The organism is Streptomyces sp. NPDC021749, assembly GCF_040640655.1.
Taxonomy (GTDB): Bacteria; Actinomycetota; Actinomycetes; order Streptomycetales; family Streptomycetaceae; genus Streptomyces.
Map to the genome: position 1 here is coordinate 52,092 of NZ_JBFACE010000038.1, position 24,732 is coordinate 76,823.

Sequence of the window (24,732 nt, forward strand, 5' to 3'; positions counted from 1 at the left end):
CGCTCAGCCTCATCGATGACTCTCCTCACGCCTCAAGCATTTAGCGAACGATCGTATGCTAACTTTTGACAACCGAACGTACGCTAAATCGAGAGGGAGTCACATGCGCATCCGATGGCTGGGCTGGGCCGGAATCGAACTCGAAGCACAGGGCGAGAGCTTGGTCATCGACCTCCTCGGCCACCCCGAAGGAGTCCTGGAAGGCTCAGCGCTCACGGCCCCCCTGCCGAAAGTCACCCGCCCCCACACAGAGGGCAACGTGCTTGCCGGTCTGTGCACACATCTGCACCGGGACCACACAGACGCCGCCGCCCTCGCCCGGGCCCTGCGCCCCGGCGCACCGGTCCTGCACCCCGAGTCGTTCGGCGGCGACGACCACGAAAACCTGTGGATGCCCCAAGCCGACAGTGAACTCACCGCATCGCATCTCCCCCGGCGGGCGCTGGCGGCATGGGAGACCACCACGATCGGGCCCTTCACGAGTGCCCGCCGTCGACGGCATCGGAGACCCGCAGGTGTCATGGGCGATCGAGGCCGGCGGCAAGCGCGTCATCCACCTCGGCGACAGCATGTTCCACGGCTACTGGTGGCGCGCCGCCCACCGGTACGGCCCGTTCGACGCCGTACTGACCCCCATCAACGGACCGGCCCTCTGCTTCCCGCACTGCCAACCGCCCAGCCCCTACCCCGGGGCGCTCGACGCGGAACACGCGGCCGTCGCGACCCGATTGCTGGGGCGAAGGTGGCGATACCCATCCACTACGACGGATTCCACATCGACGGCGTCTACAGCACCCAGCCCGATGAACTGGCCCGCTTCCTCGAAGTCGCCTCCGGCGAGGCGTACGAGGTCCTCACCCCGAAACTGGGCGAAGACCTCACCCTCTGAAAGAGGTTCTGACTTCTGATCTCCGGCGGTGGCTGACGGACGCATCGGACGGGCGCGTTGAACCAGTCCATCGGACAGGCCCATCGGACAGGCCCCGCCCATAGGCCCCTCCGACAGGCCCATCGGACAGGCCCATCTGGACTGGCCCTGGGGTTTGTCCGGTGGGTCGGGTCGCCGGGCCCACCTACCTGTCGAGCTACTCGCCGCACCTGGTCCGCGGGCCCGGCCAGACCCTGCTGCTGACCGAGACGTCCACCTCGGCCTACCGGCCGGTCGAGGGGCGGTAGGTCGGCCGTGGCCGCCGCCGACGGACGGCCGCACCGGCCACGCCGGCCATGCCAGCCACTGTCCCACGCCATCCACGTCGGCCACGTCGGCCACGAGGAGCAAGGCAGCATGGTCCGTCGCCGCATCATCAGCAGAAACAAGCACCCCGCCGATTTTCGCTTGAACATCCTCGTCAGGCGGTTCAATGTCGCCTGACACCGAATCAAGGCGGAGAAGATGATGACGCAGACCGACCACGTCGACCACGAACTCATCCAGGCCGCAGCGCACGTCGCTCAGACTCGCTGCCGGGGCGACAACCACACCATGGCAGCCGCGGCCCGCGACCGGGACGGCCGGATCGTCACTGCGGTGAACGCCTACCACTTCACCGGAGGACCCTGCGCCGAGCTGGTCCTCATCGGCGCGGCAGCCGCCCAGGGCGCCTACGAACTGGAGACGATCGTCGCCGTGGGCGACCGCGACCGAGGGGTCGTTCCCCCGTGCGGAAGGTGCCGTCAGGTCCTTCTCGACTACTTCCCCGCCCTCAAGGTCATCGTCGGCAAAGGCGACCGCATCCGAACCATCCTCATCACAGAGCTGCTGCCAGAGAGCTACGTCTGGGCCGACCACCAGCTCGCCGATGAGTGAACCGCGCCACTGACTCACCGCCCCACCGACTCACCAAACGACTCCTTCTGGTCCGCCCGATGACCTGAACGAACGTTTTACGCCCCCGCATTGAGGCTGTGACGCATGGCGTCGAAGGCGCGTTGCACGCACCGGGGCAGCTCCGCGGGGATGCACTGGGGCAGCCACTCGTCCAGGGCACACCGCCAGGTAGCCACGCAGAACTCAATGAGCAGTCGGGCTTCCAGCGTGTCCGGTGCCCCGAGTTGGCGGGTGATTCCTGCCTGGATCTCAGCGCAGTGCCGTAGGGAGTGCCCCTGCAGCGACGGCGATTGCTCGATCAACCGCACTGTGGCCGCGAACCGGGGAAACCAGTCCTCGTCCATGCGCCCGAGGCTCGTCAGCAGCGCGTCCCGGAACTCATCGACCAGGCGCCCGGTCTGCTCGCTCTCCTCCATGACCTCCAAGCAGGTACTCCACAGCTGTTTGACAGCGGTGAGCGTCACGTCCTCCTTGGACCGGTAGTTGCGGAAGAAGGTTCGTCGCGAAACCTCCACCGCTTCGAGGAGCGCTTCGAGAGGCGTGTTGTCGAAGCCGCTCTCGGTGAACAGCGACACAGCGGTTTCCGCCAGCGCTTGGCGGGTGCGCAGCTTCTTGCGCTCACGCAAGGAAGCGGGCTGCGGGGCGGTCGTCATACGGCCCAGCTTACCGTTCACGCTCCCGACGAGCATGTGCTTCAATGGCGCAAACGCCACACTGTGGCACTTCCGCTTGAGGAGGCGGGCACATGCGAGCACTCGTCATCGACCACAGCGCAGCAACGCACCTGTCGCTGTCCGAGACTTCAGATCCGATACCTGCACCGGACGAGACCCTGGTGAAGGTCACAGCGGTTTCCCTCAACCTTGGCGAGGTCAAAGGCGCCACCAACCCGGAGACGCCGGACGGCACCGTGATCGGCTGGGATGCCGCGGGTGTCGTGGTGAAGGCAGCGGCCGACGGGTCGGGGCCGGCCGAGGGCACCCGCGTCGTCACCCTCGGCGCCGCGGCGGGGTGGGCGGAGCTGCGCGCGGTCCCGGCCACCCTGCTCGGTCAGGTGCCGGACGACGCCGACCTGGGCGCCGTGAGCACGCTCCCGGTGGCCGGACTCAGCGCCCTGCACGTGCTGCGCCGTATGGGCCCACTTCTCGGCCGCCGGATAATGATCACCGGCGCGTCCGGCGGTGTCGGCCGCTTCGCGATCCAGCTCGCCGCTCGTGCGGGGGCGGAAGTGGTGGCCATCAGCGGGGACCCCGCGCAGGCGGACGGCCTGCGAGCGATGGGCGCACACGAGGTGCACACCGATCCGGCCGCCGTGGACCGGCCCGTACGTGCCGTGTTGGACAACGTCGGCGGACGACAACTGGTGGACGCCTTCGCCGCTTTGGAGGCGTACGGCACGCTGGTCAGCGTGGGGCGCGCGTCCGAGGCCGACGCGGTCCTCCCGCCCGCAGCGCTGCTGGGTACCGAGGGACGGCACGACAGATCGATCCGCACGTTCTTCCTCTTCGGCGACCCCGCCACGGACTTCTCCGCAGACCTGACGTGGCTCGCCGCCGAGGTAGCCGCAGGCCGCCTCGACCCGGGCATCAGCTGGCGCGGCCCGTGGGACCGCCACGACGAAGCAGTCCAGGCGCTGCTCGGCCGCCGCCTGCACGGCAAAGCGGTGCTGGACGTCGGCTGACCTTGCATCCGGCCTCCGTGGTGGGCATCACCGGTTCAACGGCAGCGGCTCAGCGGCTCAGCGTGACCTGCCGGGTCGTCGCGGTGCACTGCAGTATCGTCCGCGCCCACCGGCACGCGGCCGGGGCCCGTCGAAGGGGCCCCGGCCGGCGAGCCGCACGACCATGCCTATAGGCACCCAACCGGTAGGGGACGGTTGCGAGGTGGAGGGCGGGGGGGGCGGGAGTGCGGGGTGCAGGAGTGCGGGAGTGCAGCCTGGAGTGCTCGACGTACCCTTCAGCGCACAGCCCCTCGCGGCGTCGGCACGGCGCGTCCGCCGTGCCTCACCGTCGCCCGCCGAACTCCCAGTCATGGACCTCTGTGTCCGCGTACCGATCCGGAGCCAGCACGGCGCGTGCCGCGTCCGGGTCAGGGGCCCGCACCAGCGCTACCGTGCCCACCCAGGTGGTGGCGTCGTCGGACAGCAGCGGCCCGAACGCGATCAGCTCGTCCCGGTCGGGCGGCAGCGTGGGCTCGGTGGCCTGCTCCGGGCCGAGACCCAGCACCAGGTACCGATTGCCATCGGTCCGGCCGCCGGGGAAATCCCACATGGTGCGCCCCAGCATGTTGCGCCACCGACGCAGCAGCACGTCCCGGTACACGCCGGCCTGGTAGTTGGGCTCGTCGAAGGCGAACGCGCGGGCGGCACCGGGATCGGGCAGGCCGACGATGTGCACGCTCCCGGTAGGCGTGTCGCCGTCGCTGGCGAACGTCGGGCCGCGAGCGATCAACTCGTTCGCGTATCGGTCCATATAGGACCAGTGCTCCTCCAGCAGCTCCTCGCGCAACGCCACGGAGCCGGCCCGATCACGGTGGTAGCAGAAGAACTCCATGACCAGAGATCATTTCCCGACGCGGGGCAGCTCCTCAACCGGCTTTCGGGGGGGAGGCCACCAGGGCACCACGCACCAGGCACCAGGCTTTCGGGGGGGCCACCAGGGCACCCGGCACCCGGCACCCGCGGCACCCGGAGGCCTTCCACGATCAGCACGGCTCCGTTGCCACGGCCCCAGGCACCCGCTGCCCGACCTCAGCGGTGACCACCATGGGCGTGTCAGCGTCGGCCTGCGCGAGCAGGGCACCGCCTGGGGCCACAGCCCCTCCCCCCTCGTCGTTCTCCTCTCCCCCCGCTGGCAGCACCCTCACCGGTCGTGGGCCATCGTGGGGCCCGTCCAACAGCCCTGGGCTCCGGGAGGGGGACGCGGGGGTTCGACGGTGGCGGTGACGCGGCCGGTGGCATGGGAGGCCGAAACAGTGCGCCCGGGCGGGATGGCAGGATGGTGGCATGGTGACATATCAGCCGTGGACCGGACTTCACGGCGACCTGCTGGCGGCCAAGGAATCGGTGTACGACCCTAGCGGTTTCGCCTGCTCACTGCCGGTGCCCGAACCGGAGAGCAGCGAGTACGCGGCGTGCGCGTTCACGCTCGATGGCCGCTCGGTGCGGTTCCGCGTGGCCAAGACCACGCCGACGAAGGTGGGCCAGTTCGTCACCGTGTGGCAGCGGTCCGAGGAGGGGCCGATCCGGCCCTTCGACGCCGACGACGGGGTGGACCTCTTCGTCATCAGCAGCCGCGACGACGACGGCTTCGGACAGTTCGTGTTCCCGCGCGAGGTGTTGTGCGAGCGCGCCATCGTCTCCCGCGACGGCGCCGGCGGGAAGCGCGGATTCCGCGTCTACCCGCCGTGGGTGACCACGACCAACCGACAGGCCCGCAGCACCCAGGCATGGCAGGTGAACTACTTCTTCCACCTCGGCCACGACGGGCCTGCCGACCTGACGCGCGCCGGCGCCCTCTACCACCCGTAGTGCCTGCTACGACGCCACGGCGGTCGCCCACCCCGGCCACCCCGTAGCAGAGCCGGCCGGTCCGGCGTCCCGTTGGGGCGGGGCGCCGGACGGGGGGATCGTGGCTCCTGTCAGCTCGTGTGGACCTTCAGCGCCGTCCGGGCGGCGGACTCAAGCGCGCCTTCGATCCAGGCGGGCTTGATGGAGGTGTGGTCCCCCGCGAAATGCAGCGGCCCCTCGGATGTGGGGACGTCAGGGAACAGTTCCGTGTGCTGGCCGGGGAGGAGCACAGACGCCTCACCGTAGGCGTAGTGGTCGCGCATCCATGACTGGGTCTTGCCCTTGTTGGTGAAGAAGACCTCGCACCGGCGGCCGAAGACTGCCTGCACTCCGGCGAGCGCACGCAGATACCGCTCGTCGTCCGCGAAGGCGTCCCACTTGAGGGCGTCGTCGGACCAGCTGTAGGACGCGAGGACGATGCCTCCGTCGCTGCCCTCCATGGGGTGCGCGTGCTCGAAGTACATGAAGCGGTTGGCGTTGTCGCTCACGTTGCCGCCGCCACGGACATGAGCGGCCTCCGGCTCGTTGTGGCCGACGGGACGGAAGACGGCGAAGCACTTCTTGAGTTCGTCGGGAGTCGTCACCCCCAGAGCCTTCACGGACTTGTGGGCGCCGAGGTACGTGCCGGTCTTGACCGTGCCTGCCTTGTACTTGTCGTAGAGGCCGTCCTCGATGGAGTTCAGCGCCTCCTTCCACTGTGCCTCGGTGAACTCCCACCAGCGCTGGGAGAACTCCAGCAGCACCTTGGTCGCGGCGTCGTAGTGCAGTTCCGTGATGGCCCGGCGCTTGCCGTAAGTGAGCGGAGGCTCGAAGGTCACATGACGCAGGCCGGAGAAGGGGACGGTGATGATCGCCTCATCGCCCTCGAAGACCTCCGTGGCACCGCCCTTGCCGGTCTGGCACTCCTCGGAAACGGTGTGCACCCTCACCTTGCCCGCGTGGCGCTCGATCCGTACGGCGCGCCTGTTGAGACTCACCTTCCCCTTCACCGGCTTGTACAAGGCGTCGGCAAGCAGCGCGGTGCCGCCCTTGATCTCCCAGAACCTGGTCTTGGGGTCGATCAGCGCGCTGGACAGGAAGCTGTGCGTGAAGGAGAGGTGCAGGCGCGAGGTCAGGTTCTGGATGGTGCCGATGAGGTCGATGGTCCTGGTGTCGAGCTTGGCGACTTCGGTGAGGTATCGGTACATGGACCAGTGGCCGTACTTCTTCAGGACCTCGGCCCACCCGTCGACGAGGGCCGTCCCCTGCTTTCCTCGAATGAGCTGGTGTACGGGTTCGAGGGCCTGCGCGAGGATGGCGGAGGCGGTCTTCGTGCGGTGGGGGCCCGTGACACCGAAGGTGTCGTTGATCTTTTCAGGGTTCTTCTCGTAGTCGGCCCGGCGCATGTGGATGCCGTTGACGTGGATCCAGGCCCGGTTGGCCGGCTTCGTCGGGTCGTCGACGTCCACATCCACCAGGTAGAACTCCTGGAGCGTGAGGCCGAACTTCTTGATCAGCGCCATGAGGAGGGGATGGCTGCCCGGTAGCCGCATGGCGCCGGCTTCGGCGTACTGCTGGGGGTCGGCGAAGGGCTGTTCTCCGTTTTCGTGGCCGCCCTTGCGGAACGTCTTGATGCGGCCGCCGACGCGGTTGCCGTTGGCCTCGATCACGACGACGTCGTGGCCTGCGTGGTGGAGCAGGTTGGCGGCGAGCAGGCCGGCCGGGCCGGCTCCGACGATGAGGACCCGCTTCGTTGCCTTGGCTCGACTGGTGGGCAGGCCGTTTTCGATGGCCTTGAGGTAGGTCGGGACGAGGGGCTTGTCATGCTCGTCGTAGACGGCGATGGCCCGGGCTACGGTCGTGTACGCCTGGGGATCGGTGCCGGGTGGTACCGCGGCCGGCGCCGCCGAGGGCGCGGCGGCGGGACTCAGCGCGGTCGCGGGCGAGACGGAGGCGGCGGTGAGCCCGGCGGTCAGTCCGGCAGCGAGCACCGAGGCGCCGGTTGCCGTGACCATCGCGCGTCGTGAGGGCTGCGCCTCGTGCGACCGAGGCGCAGGATGCGTGGCGGGCGAGACTTCTCCGTCCGAGGCAAGTGGCGCCTCGCTCAAGGCCTTGGTGTCGTTGTCCGTACCCGGAGTCCGCTGAGGGGTGCTCATGTCGTGTGAATTCATGGCTCATCACACTTGGCATATGAGCGCCGCAGGGCCAGTGGCTTCACACGGACGGGAACGGTAAACCACCCTCGCGGCTACATGACGGGGCGCGCGCGTCAACGACCGTACGAGAAGCGGGCGTTGCCTACCCCCCGCCCCCTCGCTGGTCAGGAGGCCGCGGGCCGGAGGCTCGGCGGCAAGGTGGTTCGGCGCGTTCGGCGGGTTCGGCGGGTTCGGCGGGTTCGGCGGCTTGAGGCTCAACCACCGGCGGCCGGCCCGGCTTCATGCGTGCTGCGCAGACATGCTGCGCGGAGGGCCGGATCCAGTCGTGCCTTGTCGATCGAACCGGCAGCGAGCAGCTGGTCTGCCGTCAGCCCCCGCGCCATACGGAGGTCGGCTCTGGTCAGGTCAGCGCCCGTCAGATCCGCATCGGTAAGGTCGGCGTGCCGCAGCTTCGCCCCGACGAGGCTGGCGTTCTTCAATACGGCTTCGTTGAGGCGCGCTTGGTTGAGGCAGCTCTTGTCGAGGCGCACCGGCTCCTCCTCCGCTCTGACACCTGTCAGGTCCGCATGGGACAGGTCCGTGTTCACCAGCCACGCACCCGACAACTTCCCCCCGCGTAAGGTTGCTTGTTGCAGATCTGCCCTGGACAGGACGGCATTGCGCAGATCTGCGCCGGTGAGGTCGCAGGTCACCAAGTCCGCCCGGAAGAAGACCGCCTCACGCAGATCAGCGCCACTCATCCGCGCGTTGTTGCATCGGGATTGCGCTGCCCCCACCCGGCGGAGATCGCACTTTTCAAGGCTGGCCCGCGCCAGTACAGCACTGGTCAGGACAGCGTCCGTCAGCACTGCCCCACTCAGCTGCGCCCGCGACAGATACTGGTGGGCCATATGAGCGCCGGCGAGGTGATATGCGCTGAGGTCGATCAGGGACGAATACAGCTTGGCGCGTCTCGTACTCAGCGCGGTCAGCGCTGCCTGGACATCGGCAGCCGGCTTCTCTGGGCCCTCGGATACGCGGGGCCGTGGCAGCACCAGGCCTGAATCCACTGCAGGCACACCCCACGGCGGGCTCTGTCCTGCCTTCGGTGCCTGACGGCGGATGAACGTACGGATGATGTGGGTGACATGCTCGGCCTGTTCCGGCGCGTCGTGGATGATCTGCTGCAGGGCGATGACGCCGCCGACACGTACGAATTCTTCGTCGGATTCCAGGCGTTCCAGGGCCTTGGAGAGCCGATCCGTCACCTGGCCGCGGCGAACGAGCCGGTAGTTGCGTGCGGTGTAGAGCAACGCGATCACCCCGCCGGCAGCAGCGCAGGCCTGAACGACGGCGAGCCGGTACTGGCCGACGGCCTGCGCGTGCTCCGCAGGTGTCAGCCCCTGGTACTGCGGCAGGACGATCGCAGAGACGGCATCCCACAAGTGCTGTCTCCACCACCAGATTGCGGCGGCCACCAACAGCGCGACGGCGAGACGGACTTGGCGGTCACGCCGGTACCGCAGCCAGACGATGAGAAAGACGGCGACACCGAGGGTCAGAAACCCGGCCGCCAGCAACCAAGCCGCGACCGTGCTACCCCTCAGCGTCTCAAGGAGCGACAGGTACACCACGGCAACGAAGGCAGAACCCGGTAAGGCGATGACAGCACCGAACACGGCGCGAACGGTGCGAACCCGTCTCTTGTATGCCACCGGTTCATTCCAGCCGAAGTACGCCCGGTGAGCGGCGGTTTGGGAAAATCGTGTCCTGGCCGCGCCGGCTCGGGCGGCGGTGCGGCGCCGCCCCCCCCCGGGCATGCATGTCCCCGGCGGGCGTCAGTTGGCGCTTCGGCCGGCCTCCTCCGTACCCACCGTGCGGTCCAAGTCGGCGCCTACTCGGCTCGCCAGGCCGATCGCCGCAGGGCCGGACCTCAGCTGGGCGCATCGTGGGGGCTGTCGGATCGGCAGCCCGTCCGCACCGGAGATGCCTGTCGAACGCCCGTGGCAAAATCAGCGGGTGCAGATCGGGATGCTGGGTCCATTGGAGGTTCGCAGGAACGACGGCCGCTCGGTCGACGTGCCGGGGGCGCGGCTGCGCGGACTGCTGATCGCCCTCGCGCTCAAGCCGGGTCAGGTGGTCCCGAAGGCGTCGCTCGTCGATTGGATCTGGGGTGAGTCCCCTCCCGCCGATGCGACGAACGCCCTGCAGCGTTTGGTTTCCCGGCTGCGGAAGGTCCTGCCGGACGGGGTCGTCGAGGGGCAGACGGACGGCTACCGGTTGGCGGTGGAGCCGGACGCCGTCGACGCCGTGCGGTTCGAGCGGCTCGTCACCGCGGGCCAGGCACGCACCGAGGACCTCTCCCGGCGGATGCGGCTGCTGCGCGAGGCCCTGGAACTGTGGCGCGGTGCCGCCCTGCAGGACGTCGGTCTGCAGGACAGCGCCGCGTTCGACACCGCGGTCCTCCGGCTCGAAGGGTTGCGCCTGACCGCCACGGAGGAGCGGGTCGATGCGGAGGTCACCCTCGGTCGCGGTGCGGAGCTGGTCACGGAGCTGACCGATCTGGTGGCCGCGCACCCGGTGCGGGAGCGGCTCGTCGCCGCGCTGATGCGTGCCCTCGTCGCGGCCGGTCGTGACAGTGAGGCGCTGCTGGTGTACCAGCGCGCGAGGGAGGCCCTGGCCGACGCGCTGGGCGTCGATCCCTCTCCGGAGCTGGCCGCGTTGCACATCGCGCTGTTACGGGGCGAGTTGGGGCGGAGGGAGACGAGTCGCGAGACCAACCTGCGGGCCGAGCTGACCAGTTTCGTCGGCAGGGGCGCCGATGTCGCCGCGGTCCGTGAGCTCATGGCCGAGCACCGGCTCACCACCGTCATCGGGCCGGGTGGCTCGGGGAAGACCAGGCTGGCCACGGAGACCGCGCGCACGCTGCTCGGTGATCTGCCGGACGGGGCCTGGCTGGTGGAGCTCGCCGCCATCGGTGCGGACGACGATGTGGCGCAGGCGGCGCTCGCCGGGCTGGGCCTGCGGGACGCCCTGCTCGGCGGGGCCCCGAACGCGGAGCTGACCGACCGGCTGATCGCCGCGGTCCGCGAGCGGGAGGCGCTGCTGATCCTGGACAACTGCGAGCACGTGATCGAGTCGGCGGCGGTGTTCGCCCACCGGGTGCTCGGGGAGTGCCGGCGGCTGCGGATCCTGGCGACGAGCCGGGAACCGCTGGGCATCACCGGTGAGGCGCTGTGGCCGGTCGAGCCGCTGGCCCTGCCGCAGGGGGACGCGGGCCCGGGAGAGATCGCGTCCTCACCCGCCGTCCGGCTGCTGCGGGACCGGGCCCGGGCGGTGCGCCGGGATCTCGCGGTCGACGCCGCCACGCTGGCGACGATGGTGCGGGTCTGCCGGGCGTTGGACGGGATGCCGCTGGCGATCGAACTGGCCGCGGCCCGGTTGCGCACCATGTCCCTCGACCAGCTGGCCCACCGTCTCGACGACCGGTTCCGCCTGCTGACCAGCGGCAGCCGCACCGCGTTACCGCGGCACAAGACGCTGCGCGCGGTGGTCGACTGGAGCTGGGAGCTGCTCACCGACGCCGAACGGAGGGTCCTGCGCAGGCTCTCGGTGTTCTCCGGCGGGGCGAGTCTGGAGGCGGCCGAACGGGTCTGCGCGGGCGACGCGGTCGAGCCGGAGCAGGTGCTCGAACTGCTCACCGCGCTGACCGAGAAGTCGCTGCTGCTCGTCGAGAGCGACGGCGCCCCGCGCTACCGGATGAGCGGCACGATCAAGGAGTACGCCCGGCACCGGCTCGCGGAGGCGGGGGAATCGGAGCCGGCGCGCCATGCCCATCTCGCCTACTTCACCGAGCTCACCGAGACCGCGGAGCCGCATCTGCGCCGCGCTGAGCAACTGGACTGGCTGGCCGCGCTGGGGGCCGAGCACGACAACATCGGTTCCGCGATGCGTGGCGCGCTCGCGGCCGGCGAGGCGCAGGCGGCGATGCGGCTCGCGGCGGGCGCCGGCTGGTACTGGTGGCTCAGCGGGCACAAGACCGAGGGCATCGAGCTGATCACCGCGGCCGCCACGGCGCCCGGGGAGGCTGCCGACGAGGTCCGGGCCATGGCGTACGCGCTGGTCGTGCTGTTCGTGAGCGGCGGGCGGGGCGACGAGCACCACGCGGAGGAGTGGATCCACGAGGCGTACCGGCTCAGCCTGCGCGGTCGGCGCCGCTCTCCGCTGTTGAGGCTCGTCACCCCGCTGGAACGCATGCTGCGGACACCCGACGCGTCCCTGTCCGCGTTCGAACCGCTGCTCCACGACGAGGATCCCTGGGTGCGCGCGCTGGGCCGGTGGCATCTGGGCAAGATGCGGATCATGCTCGGCCAGGGCGGGCGGGACGCGGACGCGTACCTGGAGACGGCGGTCGCCGAGTTCCGGGCACTCGGCGAGCGGTACGGGATCGCGATCGCCCTGACCGAGCTGGCGGACCGGATCGCCACGCGCGGCGAGTTCGCCGGCGCGTGCGAGCACTACGAGCAGGCGATCACGGTCGTCACCGAGGTCGGTGCCACCGAGGACGCCCTCCGCATGCGGTCGCGGCAGGCACAGCTGTACTGGCTGCTGGGCGACGAGGACGCCGGGGCGGCCGCCCTGGCCGAGGCGCAGCGGTTGGCGGAGCGGGTCACCTGGCCGGACGCGCTGATCGATCTGGCCCTCTCGAAGGCGGAACTCGCCCGGTGGCGCGGCGACGCCGAGGAGGCGCACAAGCAACTCGGCCTGGCGACGGTCATTTGGGGCGACGAAGCGGAGCAGGCGAACATCCGCGCGGTGACCCACGACCTGCTCGGCTACCTCGCCGACGACCTCGGTGAGGCCCGGGCGCACCGCGCGGCGGCCTGCGAGGCGGCGGCCGAGGCCGGACACGCGCCGCTGATCGCGCACGTGCTCGTCGGGGTCGCGGATCTGGCACTGCGCCGTGACGAGCACGAGCAGGCCGCACGGCTGCTCGCGGCGAGCGCGGGTGTGCGCGGGCTGCAGGACCGCTCCCACCCGGACGCGGCCCGGATCGCGCAGACCGCGCGGCGCCACCTCGGCGACGCGCGGTACGCCGAGGCGACCCGGGAGGGGACGCGGGCCAACTGGTCCCAGTTGGCCGAGGTCACGCTCGCTCCCTGAACGTGGAGACCGCCCAGCGCGGCCCACCGACCCCCGTCGTGTCGGCGGGCGCTCCTCCGGCCCCCGTCGTGTCGGGCGGCGCTCCTCGGAACGCGCTCCGCCGACGGCCCTACCGGTCCGTTTCCGTCCAGGTGACCGGCAGTTCGTGGACGCCGTAGATGTTCATGTCGGTCCTGAGTTTCACCTCGCCGGCGGGGATGGCGAGCGTGAGGGTCGGGAAGCGACGCAGCAGTCCCTCGAAGCCGGCGCGCATCTCGATGCGGGCCAGTTGCTGGCCGAGGCACTGGTGGACGCCGTGGCCGAAGGACAGGTGCCCGCGCGCCTTGCGGTGGACGTCCAGGTCATCGGGGTTGTCGAAGCGCCGGGGGTCGTGGTTGGCGGCCAACAGGGAGACAACGACGGTCGACCCCTTGGCGATTGTTTCACCGCCGAGTTCGATGTCCTCCGTGGCGTAGCGGTAGAAGATGTCGGCAACGGACAGGTAGCGCATGATTTCCTCGACGGCATCGGGCAGCAGATCGAGATCGGCCCGCAGTTCGGCCATCTGCTCGGGGTGCTGAAGGAGCGCGAAGGTGCCCAGTGCCAGCATGTTGGCGGTGGTCTCATGGCCCGCGAGCAGCAGCAGGAAGGCCATGCCGGTCAGTTCCTCGATGGTGAGGTCGTCATGGCGGGCCAGGTCGGACAGGATGTCCTCGCCGGGTTCCGCGCGTTTGCGCGTGACCAGCTCGGTGAGGTACGTGGTCATCGCGCCGTACGCAGCCATCTTCTCTTCGAGCGTCTGGTCCTTCACCAGGAACTGGGCGGAGTTGACCTGGAAGTTCTCCCGGTCCTCGTAAGGGACACCGAGCAGTTCGCAGATCACCAGCGAGGGCACCGGCAACGCGAACTCCTTGACCAGGTCGACCGGCGGGACCAGCCGCGACAGTTCGTCCAGTTGCCGCTCGGCGATGTCGCTGATGTGCTCTTCGAGCTGCTTCATGCGCCTGACGGTGAAGGCTCCGGTGAGCTTGCGGCGCAGCCGGGTGTGGTCCGGCGGGTCCATGACGATGAACAGGCCCGGGACCTGCGGGGACGGTTCGGTGGGGGCGGGCATGCCGGGGGTCTCGTACGGTACGTGGACGATGCCGATGTCCTGGCGGGAGCTGAACCGGGTGTCGGCCATGACCTGGCGGACCGCGTCGTAACCGGTGACGAGCCAGCCCTCGTGACCATCGGGGAACACCAGGGGACTGACCGGGCGAGCCTCGCGCAGCCGGGTGATCTGACGGGGCGGGTCGAAGGGGCCCGCATCGCGGTCCATGGGGAGGCCGTGCGGGATGGCAGCCGTTTCACTCATCGGATGTCCTCTGTCCTCTCTTGGCAGCTGTTGCGGCCACACTCGCCGACGGACCTGACATACGACTGACACGACTCTGACACCGACCATGCCGGAGACCTGCTCGGCCAGGGCGGGTCTGGTCGATGTGGGTGGGGGGCGTTGGGCGTCTGTGGGAGGGGCGGTCGTTGAGCGTCTGTGGGCATCTGTGGGCGTTCTCACGCTGCGGGGAGTCTCGCCCGAACATCTCTGACGGACCATCAGGCGGCCTCATCATTTGGCAGGTTGAGTATGGCCAGCTCCTCCTCGGTCAGGCGCAGGGTTCCGGCGGCGATGTTCTCCGCAAGGTGTGCCGGGTTCGTGGTACCGGGAATGGCCAGCACGTGCGGACCGCGGTGAAGGGTCCAGGCGAGCCGTATCTGGGCCGGCGTCGCGTGGTGGGCGCGGGCGACGGAGTGGACACCCGCGTCGTGCTCCTGGACCGCGGCTGCCTCGCGTCGCAGGCCGGAGACGGCGAAGTACGGCACGAAGGCAATGCCCTGCTCCCGGCACAGGTCCACCAGCCCGCTCTCGTCGGCGCGGCGCCAGTCCAGGCCGTAGGAGTTCTGCACGCAGACCACGGGGGCGATCCGCGTTCTTCAGTCGGCCGTGTACTCCTGCGGGAACTCCCCGACTTTGCGCAAGAGCGCGAAGAGCTGGGTGGGCGAGCTGGTAACGCCATTGCCGCCGGCTGCGAGGATCTCACTCCTCCTGGCGAGTGCTTGATGGGAAGCGTAGATGAATACCGGCACGGGGCGGCCGCCCGCGCGCATCTCCCTCACGAGTTCCAGGCCCGCCTCCGCGTGAAAACTGCCGTTTTCGTTGCGTGCCATGTCAGAGATGACCGCGTCGAACGGCGGCGCCGCCGTCGACAGCGCCTCGATTCCCTGACCAGTCGACTCGACCTGCACCACGTCCACACCCAAGGCCTGCAACTGTGCTGCCTCGTAGGCATTGTTCGCCGGGTGGTCATCAACCCATAGGACTCTCCGCAGAGGGGGGAGCGGACTTCTGCTCTCCATCACCGAGTATTCGGATGCACCGGCCGAGGCCAGTTTCCCCTGAATATCAGCCGTGGTCTTCAAGAGCTTGTCCGAGACCTCCTGAACCGTCAGCTCCGCCGACCCGATCTTTACGGTGAACCCCCGAGAGCCAATGACGTTCTTGATGGTGGGAAGTAGGCGCCAGATCACCAGACCGGCAATGATTGGCCATGCCAAGCTGGAAACCACACTCAGCAGATCCACCGCACTCTGCATCACACAACCTGCCCCTGTGAGACGAAACAGGGTGATGGTCCCACCACATCGATCCCGCGACCGCCCGGCACGCGCGTCCGGCGGACCCAATGGCCTAACTTTGGGGATCCCAACGTCCGGCACTCCCCTGCCGTCCGGGCCGGTCGTGTGGGCCGTTGGCGGCAATATGGCCGGCGCCCGCTTGCGCCTACAGCCCCCTCACCCGCACCACGCCAACAATCAGGCGTGTCAAGACGCACTGGTCAAGACGCAACGACGCGTCTGCGCGGCTTCGAGAGGAACGAGCGATGGACAGAGCCGGACATCCGGACCGTAGGGCGCTGCTTGGCATCGGACTTGCCGGCGCCGCAGCCGCGCTTACCGGATGCTCCTCGACGAGGACCGCCTCGACGACCAGCGCTTCGCCCGAAGCACGGGCCGTTCAGGCGCCCACCGCATCGCCCCGAGCGCGGCCGACCACACCCGCCGCGGCGTTCGCGAGGCTGGTGGAAGGCAACAAGCGCTGGGTGAGCGGCGACCTTCACCACCCCGACCGGGACCCGACCCGGCGGCAGCTCGTAGCCCAGGAGCAGGAGCCTTTCGGGGCGATCCTGTCGTGCATCGACTCCCGAGTGCCGCCTGAACTCCTCTTCGACACCGGCCTGGGCGACCTTTACGTGATGCGCACGGGCGGGGAGGCGGTCGGCCCGGTGGTCACGGGTTCCGTCGAGTACGGGCCCATGACGAGCGGCACCCCGCTCGTCGTGGTCCTCGGGCACCAGCGCTGCGGCGCCGTCGCGGCGGCGTACAAGTCCCTCCGTGACGGCAAACCGCTGCCCGGCAACCTGCAGGCGATCGTCAAGGCCCTGCAGCCGGCATACCGGCAAGCAGTCCGCCAAGGTGGCGCCGACCCGGTCGATACCATGGCCCGCGCCCAGGTCACCTTGACCGCGGCCGATCTGCGCTCCAACCAGGACCTGGCCCCGCTCGTGGCAAAGGGCACCCTCGCCGTGGTCGGCGCCTACTACTCACTCGACACCGGCAAGGTGGAAGTCCTGAGCGGCGCGCCCTCCTGACCGGCCGGCCGAGGCGGACAGCAATTCCCGGATCGGTGACCTGGCCTCCTCCTGTCCCCGGAGGCGGTGGACGGTCGGCCTCGCAGACTGGGGACCACGGCGCTGCCGCGGTCCCCAGTCTCGTACGTCGGGATGGCGGCGGCATGCGTCAGGTGACTGCTAACGACAGGGACAGAGTCCAGCCATCGATACGACGGCTCCGTCGGGTCGTCGAACGCACCGTGTCCCGGCTGTCCGACTACCGCCCAGCCGCCCCCGCTACGCGCGAAATCCCCGTAGCCACCTGGCTTTTCTCCGACTCGACGTGCCCTTCCGCTACCGCGGGCGCCTGCTCCGGCCCACCACTCCGGAGACGCTCCGAGGACCAGTTGCGAAGATGCTTTTCGGTCATGCATGATCACGCCCTACGGGGGGATTGACGCGTGGCCTGGGGAGCCTGTCCCCTGCCGTGCGCATGTTTTTCGTTCCCCGAACCGCAATGCACCAAGACCTTGCAGGGGGGACCATGCTCGCTCACGACAACACCACCAGGCCGGACGGCCCAAGCGCATCCCAGACGCGGCCGGCACAAGCCGAAGAACGCCCGGGACCACCCGCCCGGTCCCGGGGCGCCGCGCTCGGCGGCTGGGTGCTCACCCTCGCCCTCAACGTGGCCGCCCCGATCATCACGTACAACGCCATGCGCGATCAGGGCTGGAGCGAGTTCGCGGCGCTGCTGGCAAGCGGTGCCTGGCCGGTCCTCGACAGCGCGGTCCACGTTGTGTGGCGACGCCGTCTCGACGAGTTCGCCATCGTGACGCTGGTGTTCCTGGTGATCACCGCTGGGGTGTCGCTCGTCGGCCCACACTCGTCGCATGCGCTCCTGGTCAAAGACTCGGCCGTCACCGGGCTGTTCGGCCTGCTGTGCCTGGCGACACTGCTGGCGCCGCGCCCTCTGATGTTCTACTTCGGCCGCAAGTTCGCCACCGACGGCACCGCCGAGAGCACGGCCTGGTGGAACGGGCTGTGGGAGTTCGAGGGATTCCGCAAGACGGTGCGGACGATGACGACGGTGTGGGGCGTGGCGTACTGCCTGGAGGCAGCGACCCGGATCGCGCTGGCCTACGTCCTGAGCACCGACACCATGGTGGCCGTGAGCCCGATCCTCATCTACGGCGTGCTCGGCGCCCTCGCTCTGTGGACGGCAATGTACGGCAAGCGAGCCCGGCGCAAGGGGGAGGAGCGCGCCGCCGCGGCTACTGCCCAGGTGCGTCCCAAGGCCACGTAGGGCGGACGGGGCCTTCTGCCGTGACCGCCCCATCGGTTTGGCCGCTCGATGCCTTGACGACGGTGACGGGATGCGGCCGACCCCACTCATGACCGCGTCGATGCGCCTACGGTCACACACATCGAGGGCGCAGCACGCAAGTTGGACGCTTCTGTCGGGCGGAGGCTTCACCTCAACGGCTCGGCCCCGCTCGGGCCGGGCCGTTGCCGCATCCACTCCGCGTACAGGTCCTTGGCGCGTCCGGTTCCTTCCTCGGCGCCTTCTTCCCACGCCGCCATCCGGGCCTTGTATTCGGCCTGCGGGATCTGCCCGAGGGCCGCGAGGCGTTCCAGTTCGACGGCCTGCACTTCATGGGCGGTCTTGCGGCTCTGCGCCACTTGCTCCCTGCTGAATTTCACAGCCTTGGCGCGCTCTCTGGAGCGGCTTCGCCGTAACTCCTCGCCGATCATTCGTGCGGCCTGTTCCACGTAATCGTCGTTCCTGCCTGACCACATCTCGCTGCCTCGTTTTCGATGAAGACTGCTGAAAGCCGGATGCAGAATATGGTGAATCGTCGGGTGAGCGGGCTGACAGGGCGCCCCTGTCCCCACCGTTATGGCAGATGATCGCGCAGATCGACGCAGTCGTCCACGTCTACCGCCTGCCTTGCCACCCACTAGCTTGTAGTGCATGACTCATGCTGTGTAAGGTACCTGGCCATGGAGGAGACATCCACCCCACGCGCCCAGTGGCTACGCGGGGTGCTGGACATGTGTCTGCTGGCCCTGATGGCCGAGGCTCCGGTCTACGGATACGAAATGACCGTCCGGCTCGCCAAGACCGGGCTCGACGTCGCGGACGGCTCCATCTACCCGGCGCTTGCCCGTCTGCGCAAGCGCCAGCTGGTGGAGATCGAGCGCCGCAGCGGCGGCGGGGGCCCGACCCGGACCTACTACAGGCCCAGCGAAGCAGGCATGCAGATGCTCCGGTCGTGGAGCCGCGACTGGACCCAGTTCGCCACGAGCGTCGGCTCCATCATCACCCAGACTGCGCGGGAAGAATCATGACGTTGACTGTCGAGGACGCGATACACCAGGCCACGGAGACGTGGCACCACCTTGGGGTGAACGGGAAAACGGCCGACGAGATGGCTGAGGAACTGGCCGCGGACCTGACCGCCGCCGCTGCCGACGGCCGGTCGGTCACCGACTACATCGGCGGGGACGTCGAGGCTCTGGCCACCTCATGGGCAGTCGAACGCGGTCTGCTGCCGGCGCACCGGCGTCTGAAGGAGACCGCCTTCGCGGCGGCCACGGGCGCCGCGCTACCCGCCTTCGCCGCGCTCCTCTTCTGGTGGATCAACACATCCCACCTCCTCGACCCCAGCAGCGAATCATTGACGACCACGCTCGACGGGCGTGTGCTGCGGGAGGTGCACAGGTACCCCAATCCCGGTGTTCCCCTGATGTGGCTGGGCTGGGTCGTATGCCTGCTCGCCGCCTTCCTCTTCGTGCGGCGCGCCGTGAACGAGACCCTCCAACGTCCGCGCGATCCCGCACGCGACGCGACCATGCGGGCCCTGACCAAGACCCTCCCCCTCATCCTTCTGGCCGCGGCCCTGGTGGCCTGTGCGATCGGCGTCTTCGGGGCCTATGTGATCGGGTATTACCAGCTCCTCTTCACCGTCCCGGTCGCGCTGGCCGGAATGATCGGCACGGTCGCAGCCGGTGCCGCCTGGGTACGACACCGCACCTGCCCGCCCATGACCGCCGGTATCTGAAGCCCCGGCTGCGTCTGAAGCCCAGGCGCAGACCCACTGCCTACGCATGGGCGGCGCCGCCGCCTCCGGTGAAGGTCCTGGTCCCGCCGGGTTCGGCCGGTGTGGACGCCGGGCTCGGCCGGTGTGGGAGATGCCGTGTTCGGCCCGGGCGCCGTCAGCCGGTGGGCGCCCGGCGCTGGGCTATGTGGCCGAGCAGTCGTCGTACGGCCTGGTCCTGGGCCCAACGGGGCTCCTCCGCCGCGACGCGCTGCGCGGCATAGATGCGCACCATCTCTGACCGCACGTAGTGGCCCTCGGCATGTTCTTCGAGGAGGTGGGCGTCGCACAGCTCGGCGAGGTATCGGCGGGTGACCTCAACGTCTCCGCCCACCAGCACGGCGGCATGGTCGACGCCCACGCACGGGCCGGGGTGCAGGCCCAGGAAGCGGAAGAGCCGGGCGGCGCCGCTCGACAGGGCACGGTAGCTGAGATAGAGGCATGCCTCCATGGCCAGCTCGGCATCGTGCGCGGACAGTTCCTGGAGCCGGCGGCGCTCGTCGGCCAGCTTCTGCGTCCAGCACGGCAACGACCACTCGGGGTGCGCCATCAGCCGGGCGGCGGCGATCCGCAGCGCCAGCGGCATCCGGTCGCACCACTCGACGAGCGCCCCGGCCGCCGCCGCGTCCGCCTCGACGCGCTGCCGCCCCAGCGCGTTGACCAGCAGTTGCAGTCCCTCCTCAGAGGTGAGCGGCCCCACTTTGACCAGCGCGGCGCCGTCTCGCACGACCAGTCCGCTCAGCCGCCGTCGGCTGGTCACTATCGCCAGACAGCCTGGTGACGCGGGCAGGAGGGGGCGCGCCTGCTCAGCGGTGCCGGCGTTGTCCAGCACGACGAGCATCCGTCGGCCGGCGAGCAGTGAACGGTAGAGCGCCGTCGCCTCCGTCAAGGACTCGGGGATCTCCGCTTCCGGGACGCCCAGGGACTGCAGGAAAGCCGTGAGTACGGTGCCGGGTCGCATCGGGGGCCGTTCGAACCCCCGCAGGTCCGCGAAAAACTGCCCGTCGGGGAACTCCTCCTTGCGGTGGCGCGCCCACTGCACCGCAAGGGATGTCTTGCCGGCCCCTCCCGCGCCGGCGAGCACCACGCACTCCGGCCGGGGCACCCGGTCCAGGTGCTGGTCCAGCACCTCGATTTCCCGCTCACGGCCGCAGAAGTCCGGCACGACGGGCGGGAGTTGGGCGATACGGGGCAGCGGACCGGGCCGGTGGTCACAGACGTACGGGGCGACGTACGGCGCCGTACCCGGGCCCACGCACGCCGGCGCGGCCGGCGCCGGGCTCGGCCCCACGGACGCCGGCGCGCCCGGCGTCGGGGGCCGCTTCGCGGTCTTCGGCGGGCGGGCGGCGGCCGGCGTGGGGCGGTGGTTGCTTCCGAGGACCGCAAGGTATGCCTCGCTGAGGGCCGGGCCGGGGTCGATGCCCAACTGGTCCTTCAAGCAGCGGCGGGCCCGGTGGTAGTGGTCGAGGGCCTCGGCCTGCCGACCGGTGGCCTGCAAGGCGCGCATCAGCAGTGCGGTCAGTTCCTCGTGCAGCGGGTGCTCCGCGATCCACCCGGTGAACTCCGTGACCAGTTCCCGGTACCGGCCGAGCAGCAGCAGCTGTCCGCCGAGTTCCTGCAGAGCGGCCAGCCGCGCCTGGGACAGGCCCACGCCCAGTGTCTGCCGCACCCGCTCGCTGGGTACGTCCGCCAGTGCCTCGCCCCGCCACAGTCCCAGAGCCTGACGCAGCTTCGTGACAGCGGCCCAGGGTTCGGCCTCCCGAGCATCGGCGACCAGGCACCGGAAGCGGTGCGCGTCCACCGAGTCGGGATCGGCGAACAGGACGTATCCCTGCCCCTGCGTGGCGAGTTCGGCATGGCCCGCCAACAGCCGCCGCAGTCGGTGCACATGGTTGTGGACCACGCCTCGCGCCCGGGCCGGCGGATCCCCGTCCCACGCCAGGTCGATCAGCCGGTTCACCGGCACCACCTGATTGACCTCGCTGATCAGCGCGGCGGTCACGGTACGGATGCGTCCCGCTCCCAGAGCCAGTGACATGCCCTGGTTCGTTTGGATCTCCACCGGTCCCAGCAGCCGCAACTGAACCATCTTGCCCTCATGAATAGCGCCGAACGGGGCTTGCCCCGAAGGCCCTTACCCAATTAAAGACCACGCAGATGATGACTATGTGACAGGCCCCGCCCTCTTCTCACTTCTGGACATGTCCGGTGCCTCCGGGCCCGGCCGGCACCGCCGCGATGCGGTCCGATGACGGAAGCCGGGCCATGAGCGCGCCATGAGCCGTTCGTGAGCGACGGCACCGAGCGTGGTGTCCGTGCCGAAGTCGCGGCTCTTCCCGCTGCTCCGGCCTGCCCTCCGCCCCTGCGGAGGGAGACGCACACCACATGCTCCGAGGAGAAGAATGTCTATTTCGAGTGCCCTGAAGAAGAGCCTGGCAGCGGTGACCCTGGGCGCCGCGCTCACCGTGGCGGGAGCCGCCTTCCCGGCAACCGCCTCGGCCGCCCCGGTCGCCGCCGCGGCGCCGGCCGAGTCGCCGGTCACCGGCAGTGCCAACGCCAACCTCAACTTCAACATCGACGTGCTCGGCATCGCGAACAAGATCGAGGCGTCGATCAAGACCGCCCAGAACCGCGAAGGCTTCGTCAAGAACCTGCGGGAATCGGCGTTCTACGCTGCCGAAGGCAAGTACAACGTCATGGTGATGAACCTCAGCCAGGGCTACGACCACCACCTCAACGGTGTGAAGGCATACGGTTCCGCCACCTACGACGGCGTCATCTACGGCATCTGGGTCTTCGAGGACGGCGAGTTCACCAACCTCGGCGACGGCGGCTACATCAACTGGGCCTTCCAGGGCTGGTTCGACCGCCCGGACAACGGCGGCTACGTGAAGTTCTACCGTCCCTGATTCCACCTCGTCTCAACTGTCGATATCCCAATGTTCCTTGACGGTGTCTCGGCATCCTGGCGCCGTCGGTTGATTCCGCATCGGCCTTGAGACTGCGCCCCGTCGATCGCGTGGTCGGCGGGGCGTAGTCCTGCGCAGGCGACTGGTGAGGGCTGCTCGGTGCGCTGAGCGGTCGCTGTCCGATCCGCCGATCCGTGACACTGAGAGGGTCGCTGAGTCCGCTGAGTCCGCCGAGTCCGCCGAGTCCGGAGGTAGGTTCGATGAAGTACCGCAAGTTGGGCGACGACGGCCCCGAGGTGTCCGCGATCGGCCTGGGCTGCATGGGCATGTCCATCGCGTACGGGGTCCCGGACGAGGAGGAGTCCCAGCACACCCTGGACCGGGCTCTTGAGGTGGGCATCACCCTCCTGGACACCGCTGACGCCTACGGACAGGGCAGCAACGAGGAATTGATCGGTCGCTGGCTGCGCCGCAGACGTGCTCATGAGCGAGACCGGATGGTCGTGGCGACCAAGTTCGGGCTCCGCCACGATGCCACCACGGGCCGGGTCGGCGACGTGGACACCTCCGCCGACTACATTCCCCACGCCTGCCGCGCCTCACTGCGCCGCCTGGGCGTCGACCACATCGACGTCTACTACGCCCATCGCCGCTCCCCCGCAACTCCCATCGAGGAAACCGTCGGTGCCCTGGCCCAGCTGGTGCAGGCCGGTCTGGTGCGCCACATCGGACTGAGCGAGGTCAGCCCCGCGACGCTCCGCGCCGCCCATGCCGTCCATCCGGTCAGCGCGGTCCAGGTGGAGTACTCCCTCTTCACCCGCAGCGTGGTGGAGGGCGAACTGCTCGCCACCTGCCGGGAACTGGGCATCGCCGTCGTGGCCTATTCCCCGCTCGGGCGCGGCATGCTCACCGGTGCCCTCTCCTCCCGCGGCGACCTCGCCCCGCACGACAACCGCCGGCGCTGGCCTCGGTTCGCCGACGAGAACATCCAGCGCAACCTGGCGCTCGTCCAGGCCGTACGAGACGTCGCCGAGCGGATCGGCTGCTCGCCCGCCCAGGCAGCGCTGGCCTGGCTGCTCGCCCAGGGCGAGGACATCGTGCCCATCCCCGGCACCAAGCACCGCCGCTACCTGCAGGAGAACGCCTCCGCCGGGTCCCTGGCCCTGACCGACGCCGACCTCGATCTGCTGCGCAAGGCCGTACCGGAAGAGGCCGTGGCGGGCGAGCGCTACCCGGAAGCGGCGTTGACAAGGCTGGGGCACTGAGCGCTGCCACAAGGCCTCGGTCAGGTCACGTCGCAAGGACCCGATCAGATCACGTCAGGTCACGTCGCAAGGACCCGATCAGATCACCGTCCCAAGGCCCCCGATCGCCTCACCGTGCCGGAGGCTCACTCACCGTCGAGGGGCAGCAGGCAGCGGTGTCATGTCTCCGTTCCCCGCTCCCAGGCTCCTGGACCACTTCTGCAGTTCGGGGTCGGCCAGGCTGGTGCCCAACCAGTCATGGTCCAGGTCGACTCCCGGAAGGGACGGTACGACCGCAACGTAGAGCCCGGCGGCACGCGCCGAGGCGATGCCGGTGGCCGAGTCCTCGAAGGCGACGGAACGGTTCGGGGTCACACCGAGTGTCTCGCATGCCGTGAGGTAGAGCTCTGGTGCGGGCTTGGGCGAACGTACCTCGTCGGCGGCGAAGGAGTAGGTGAAGCAGTCGGCGAGGCCGGCCGACCTCAGTGCCACCTCCAGCAGTTCCCGGGGGCTGTTGCTGGCTACGGCGACGGGGACGGCCGCCCGGCAGGCGCGGACCAATTCGGCCGCCCCGGGGAGGGCCGCGGCGCCTCGGGAAAGCTCCTCACGGACCCTTACGAGCAGTTCGGTGGCGAGCTCCGCACCGGCCCCGGGGCAACCCAGGTATTGGGCCATGGCTTCTCCAGCGGCCTCCACGCTGCGGCCGATGACCAGGGCTTTCTGCTCGGGGCCGAAGGGATGACCGTGCGCCGCGAAGATCGCCGTTTCCGCAACGGTCCAGCAGTCTTCAGTGTTGACCAACAGGCCGTCGCAGTCGAAGACCACGGCCTCGGCGTGGAGGGGAAGCGGGCTCATGCGGATGTCCTTTCGCGTCTGACGATGCTCGGTGCCGCCCCAACAGCCGGGACTGGCACACGTGGTGAGTGAGCGTCAGGGACGCCCGTCACACCGAACGAGGTGAGCGGCACCAGACCAGCCTGCCGCCTTGGACGGGTTCGGTGTCCAGCCCGGGGGTCAGGGCGCGAAGTCCCACCATCAGAGGGAAAGTCCCCATTGCGTCCAGGGTGATCATGAGCGATCACCCTAGGGAGCGTATTTGGTTGTGATCAAGGGGCCGCTCGCGTGAGGTCCTTGATCCAGATCACGGAGGCCCGGAGGTGGAGTCCCGCGAGGTAG

General features: G+C 69.3%; 21 protein-coding genes and 2 pseudogenes. 13 read left to right on the forward strand and 10 right to left on the reverse strand.

Annotated features, from left to right (window positions below; all coding sequences use genetic code 11):
* Positions 1 to 742 precede the first annotated feature (742 nt).
* The 4 genes and pseudogenes from AB0G35_RS29550 to AB0G35_RS29565 all read left to right on the forward strand — a co-directional run bounded on the left by AB0G35_RS29550 (position 743) and on the right by AB0G35_RS29565 (position 1,807).
* Complete coding sequence (locus AB0G35_RS29550; RefSeq protein WP_360955835.1) at positions 743 to 889, forward strand: hypothetical protein; 147 nt, start codon at positions 743 to 745, stop codon at positions 887 to 889.
* 161 nt (positions 890 to 1,050) lie between these two features.
* On the forward strand, positions 1,051 to 1,176 hold the full coding sequence (locus AB0G35_RS29555; RefSeq protein ID WP_360955837.1) for a hypothetical protein: 126 nt from the start codon (positions 1,051 to 1,053) through the stop codon (positions 1,174 to 1,176).
* 91 nt (positions 1,177 to 1,267) lie between these two features.
* Positions 1,268 to 1,372 (forward strand): annotated as a pseudogene (locus AB0G35_RS29560) (transposase); the annotation flags it as partial.
* A 21-nt stretch (positions 1,373 to 1,393) separates the two neighbouring features.
* Positions 1,394 to 1,807 carry a cytidine deaminase gene (locus tag AB0G35_RS29565; protein WP_360955839.1) on the forward strand — a complete coding sequence of 138 codons (414 nt, stop codon included), beginning with the start codon at positions 1,394 to 1,396 and terminating at the stop codon, positions 1,805 to 1,807.
* Positions 1,808 to 1,884: 77 nt separating this feature from the next.
* Here AB0G35_RS29565 and AB0G35_RS29570 read toward each other — a convergent pair whose 3' ends face one another.
* Entirely contained in the window at positions 1,885 to 2,481 is a 597-nt protein-coding gene (locus AB0G35_RS29570; protein WP_360955841.1) for a TetR family transcriptional regulator, read from the reverse strand.
* 92 nt (positions 2,482 to 2,573) lie between these two features.
* Between AB0G35_RS29570 and AB0G35_RS29575 the strand changes: the two genes are divergently transcribed.
* On the forward strand, positions 2,574 to 3,509 hold the full coding sequence (locus AB0G35_RS29575; RefSeq protein WP_360955843.1) for a zinc-binding dehydrogenase: 936 nt from the start codon (positions 2,574 to 2,576) through the stop codon (positions 3,507 to 3,509).
* A 322-nt stretch (positions 3,510 to 3,831) separates the two neighbouring features.
* Here the strand turns inward: AB0G35_RS29575 and AB0G35_RS29580 are convergent, their stop codons facing one another.
* The gene (locus tag AB0G35_RS29580; protein WP_360955845.1) at positions 3,832 to 4,380 is read right to left on the reverse strand and encodes a YciI family protein; all 549 of its coding nucleotides are present in this window, start codon (positions 4,378 to 4,380) and stop codon (positions 3,832 to 3,834) included.
* Between the two features lie 452 nt (positions 4,381 to 4,832).
* On the opposite strand from AB0G35_RS29580, the gene AB0G35_RS29585 reads away from it, so the two are divergent.
* Entirely contained in the window at positions 4,833 to 5,357 is a 525-nt protein-coding gene (locus tag AB0G35_RS29585; protein ID WP_360955847.1) for a MepB family protein, read from the forward strand.
* 110 nt (positions 5,358 to 5,467) lie between these two features.
* Here the strand turns inward: AB0G35_RS29585 and AB0G35_RS29590 are convergent, their stop codons facing one another.
* A complete protein-coding gene (locus tag AB0G35_RS29590) occupies positions 5,468 to 7,390 on the reverse strand; it encodes an FAD-dependent oxidoreductase (protein ID WP_360955849.1) in 1,923 nt (640 codons plus the stop codon).
* Positions 7,391 to 7,785: 395 nt separating this feature from the next.
* On the reverse strand, positions 7,786 to 9,189 hold the full coding sequence (locus AB0G35_RS29595) for a pentapeptide repeat-containing protein (RefSeq protein ID WP_360955851.1): 1,404 nt from the start codon (positions 9,187 to 9,189) through the stop codon (positions 7,786 to 7,788).
* 340 nt (positions 9,190 to 9,529) lie between these two features.
* On the opposite strand from AB0G35_RS29595, the gene AB0G35_RS29600 reads away from it, so the two are divergent.
* Positions 9,530 to 12,673: a BTAD domain-containing putative transcriptional regulator gene (locus AB0G35_RS29600; protein ID WP_360955853.1), complete on the forward strand. Its 3,144-nt coding sequence runs from the start codon at positions 9,530 to 9,532 to the stop codon at positions 12,671 to 12,673.
* A 109-nt stretch (positions 12,674 to 12,782) separates the two neighbouring features.
* Here the strand turns inward: AB0G35_RS29600 and AB0G35_RS29605 are convergent, their stop codons facing one another.
* The 3 genes and pseudogenes from AB0G35_RS29605 to AB0G35_RS29615 all read right to left on the reverse strand — a co-directional run bounded on the left by AB0G35_RS29605 (position 12,783) and on the right by AB0G35_RS29615 (position 15,274).
* Entirely contained in the window at positions 12,783 to 14,009 is a 1,227-nt protein-coding gene (locus tag AB0G35_RS29605; RefSeq protein WP_360955855.1) for a cytochrome P450, read from the reverse strand.
* Positions 14,010 to 14,248: 239 nt separating this feature from the next.
* Positions 14,249 to 14,617: pseudogene (locus AB0G35_RS29610) on the reverse strand (aldo/keto reductase); the annotation flags it as partial.
* A gap of 9 nt (positions 14,618 to 14,626) precedes the next feature.
* Positions 14,627 to 15,274: a response regulator gene (locus AB0G35_RS29615; protein WP_360955857.1), complete on the reverse strand. Its 648-nt coding sequence runs from the start codon at positions 15,272 to 15,274 to the stop codon at positions 14,627 to 14,629.
* A gap of 518 nt (positions 15,275 to 15,792) precedes the next feature.
* Here AB0G35_RS29615 and AB0G35_RS29620 point away from each other — a divergent pair.
* Together AB0G35_RS29620 and AB0G35_RS29625 are read left to right on the forward strand one after the other, a co-directional pair.
* Positions 15,793 to 16,341, forward strand: coding sequence for a carbonic anhydrase (locus AB0G35_RS29620; protein ID WP_360955859.1), 549 nt, complete (start codon positions 15,793 to 15,795; stop codon positions 16,339 to 16,341).
* A gap of 505 nt (positions 16,342 to 16,846) precedes the next feature.
* Positions 16,847 to 17,608, forward strand: a complete 762-nt coding sequence (locus AB0G35_RS29625) for a VC0807 family protein (protein ID WP_360955861.1) — start codon at positions 16,847 to 16,849, stop codon at positions 17,606 to 17,608.
* A gap of 167 nt (positions 17,609 to 17,775) precedes the next feature.
* Here AB0G35_RS29625 and AB0G35_RS29630 read toward each other — a convergent pair whose 3' ends face one another.
* On the reverse strand, positions 17,776 to 18,075 hold the full coding sequence (locus AB0G35_RS29630) for a hypothetical protein (protein WP_360955863.1): 300 nt from the start codon (positions 18,073 to 18,075) through the stop codon (positions 17,776 to 17,778).
* A gap of 231 nt (positions 18,076 to 18,306) precedes the next feature.
* Here AB0G35_RS29630 and AB0G35_RS29635 point away from each other — a divergent pair, with 231 nt between their 5' ends.
* Positions 18,307 to 18,654 (forward strand): PadR family transcriptional regulator, encoded by a 348-nt coding sequence (locus AB0G35_RS29635; RefSeq protein ID WP_360955865.1) that lies wholly within the window; start codon positions 18,307 to 18,309, stop codon positions 18,652 to 18,654.
* Positions 18,651 to 19,367, forward strand: a complete 717-nt coding sequence (locus tag AB0G35_RS29640; RefSeq protein WP_360955867.1) for a hypothetical protein — start codon at positions 18,651 to 18,653, stop codon at positions 19,365 to 19,367. Before AB0G35_RS29635 ends, AB0G35_RS29640 begins: the two co-directional genes overlap by 4 nt.
* A 154-nt stretch (positions 19,368 to 19,521) precedes the next feature.
* Here AB0G35_RS29640 and AB0G35_RS29645 read toward each other — a convergent pair whose 3' ends face one another.
* Positions 19,522 to 21,441, reverse strand: a complete 1,920-nt coding sequence (locus AB0G35_RS29645) for a BTAD domain-containing putative transcriptional regulator (protein WP_360955869.1) — start codon at positions 21,439 to 21,441, stop codon at positions 19,522 to 19,524.
* Positions 21,442 to 21,805: 364 nt separating this feature from the next.
* Here AB0G35_RS29645 and AB0G35_RS29650 point away from each other — a divergent pair, with 364 nt between their 5' ends.
* Together AB0G35_RS29650 and AB0G35_RS29655 are read left to right on the forward strand one after the other, a co-directional pair.
* Positions 21,806 to 22,312 carry a stress protein gene (locus tag AB0G35_RS29650; RefSeq protein ID WP_360955871.1) on the forward strand — a complete coding sequence of 169 codons (507 nt, stop codon included), beginning with the start codon at positions 21,806 to 21,808 and terminating at the stop codon, positions 22,310 to 22,312.
* Between the two features lie 260 nt (positions 22,313 to 22,572).
* Positions 22,573 to 23,577: an aldo/keto reductase gene (locus tag AB0G35_RS29655; RefSeq protein ID WP_360955873.1), complete on the forward strand. Its 1,005-nt coding sequence runs from the start codon at positions 22,573 to 22,575 to the stop codon at positions 23,575 to 23,577.
* A 129-nt stretch (positions 23,578 to 23,706) separates the two neighbouring features.
* Here the strand turns inward: AB0G35_RS29655 and AB0G35_RS29660 are convergent, their stop codons facing one another.
* Positions 23,707 to 24,411: an HAD family phosphatase gene (locus AB0G35_RS29660; protein ID WP_360955875.1), complete on the reverse strand. Its 705-nt coding sequence runs from the start codon at positions 24,409 to 24,411 to the stop codon at positions 23,707 to 23,709.
* Between the last annotated feature and the right edge of the window lie 321 nt (positions 24,412 to 24,732).

Bases quoted from the DNA above. Each gene is read 5' to 3' on its own strand.
- AB0G35_RS29590 (WP_360955849.1), bottom strand. From the start codon at position 7,390: ATGGTCACGGCAACCGGCGCCTCGGTGCTCGCTGCCGGACTGACCGCC.
- AB0G35_RS29660 (WP_360955875.1), bottom strand. From the start codon at position 24,411: ATGAGCCCGCTTCCCCTCCACGCCGAGGCCGTGGTCTTCGACTGCGAC.
- AB0G35_RS29625 (WP_360955861.1), top strand. From the start codon at position 16,847: ATGCTCGCTCACGACAACACCACCAGGCCGGACGGCCCAAGCGCATCC.
- AB0G35_RS29575 (WP_360955843.1), top strand. From the start codon at position 2,574: ATGCGAGCACTCGTCATCGACCACAGCGCAGCAACGCACCTGTCGCTG.
- AB0G35_RS29605 (WP_360955855.1), bottom strand. From the start codon at position 14,009: ATGAGTGAAACGGCTGCCATCCCGCACGGCCTCCCCATGGACCGCGAT.
- AB0G35_RS29585 (WP_360955847.1), top strand. From the start codon at position 4,833: ATGGTGACATATCAGCCGTGGACCGGACTTCACGGCGACCTGCTGGCG.
- AB0G35_RS29580 (WP_360955845.1), bottom strand. From the start codon at position 4,380: ATGGAGTTCTTCTGCTACCACCGTGATCGGGCCGGCTCCGTGGCGTTG.
- AB0G35_RS29655 (WP_360955873.1), top strand. From the start codon at position 22,573: ATGAAGTACCGCAAGTTGGGCGACGACGGCCCCGAGGTGTCCGCGATC.
- AB0G35_RS29640 (WP_360955867.1), top strand. From the start codon at position 18,651: ATGACGTTGACTGTCGAGGACGCGATACACCAGGCCACGGAGACGTGG.
- AB0G35_RS29565 (WP_360955839.1), top strand. From the start codon at position 1,394: ATGATGACGCAGACCGACCACGTCGACCACGAACTCATCCAGGCCGCA.
- AB0G35_RS29635 (WP_360955865.1), top strand. From the start codon at position 18,307: ATGGAGGAGACATCCACCCCACGCGCCCAGTGGCTACGCGGGGTGCTG.
- AB0G35_RS29645 (WP_360955869.1), bottom strand. From the start codon at position 21,441: ATGTCACTGGCTCTGGGAGCGGGACGCATCCGTACCGTGACCGCCGCG.
- AB0G35_RS29650 (WP_360955871.1), top strand. From the start codon at position 21,806: ATGTCTATTTCGAGTGCCCTGAAGAAGAGCCTGGCAGCGGTGACCCTG.
- AB0G35_RS29570 (WP_360955841.1), bottom strand. From the start codon at position 2,481: ATGACGACCGCCCCGCAGCCCGCTTCCTTGCGTGAGCGCAAGAAGCTG.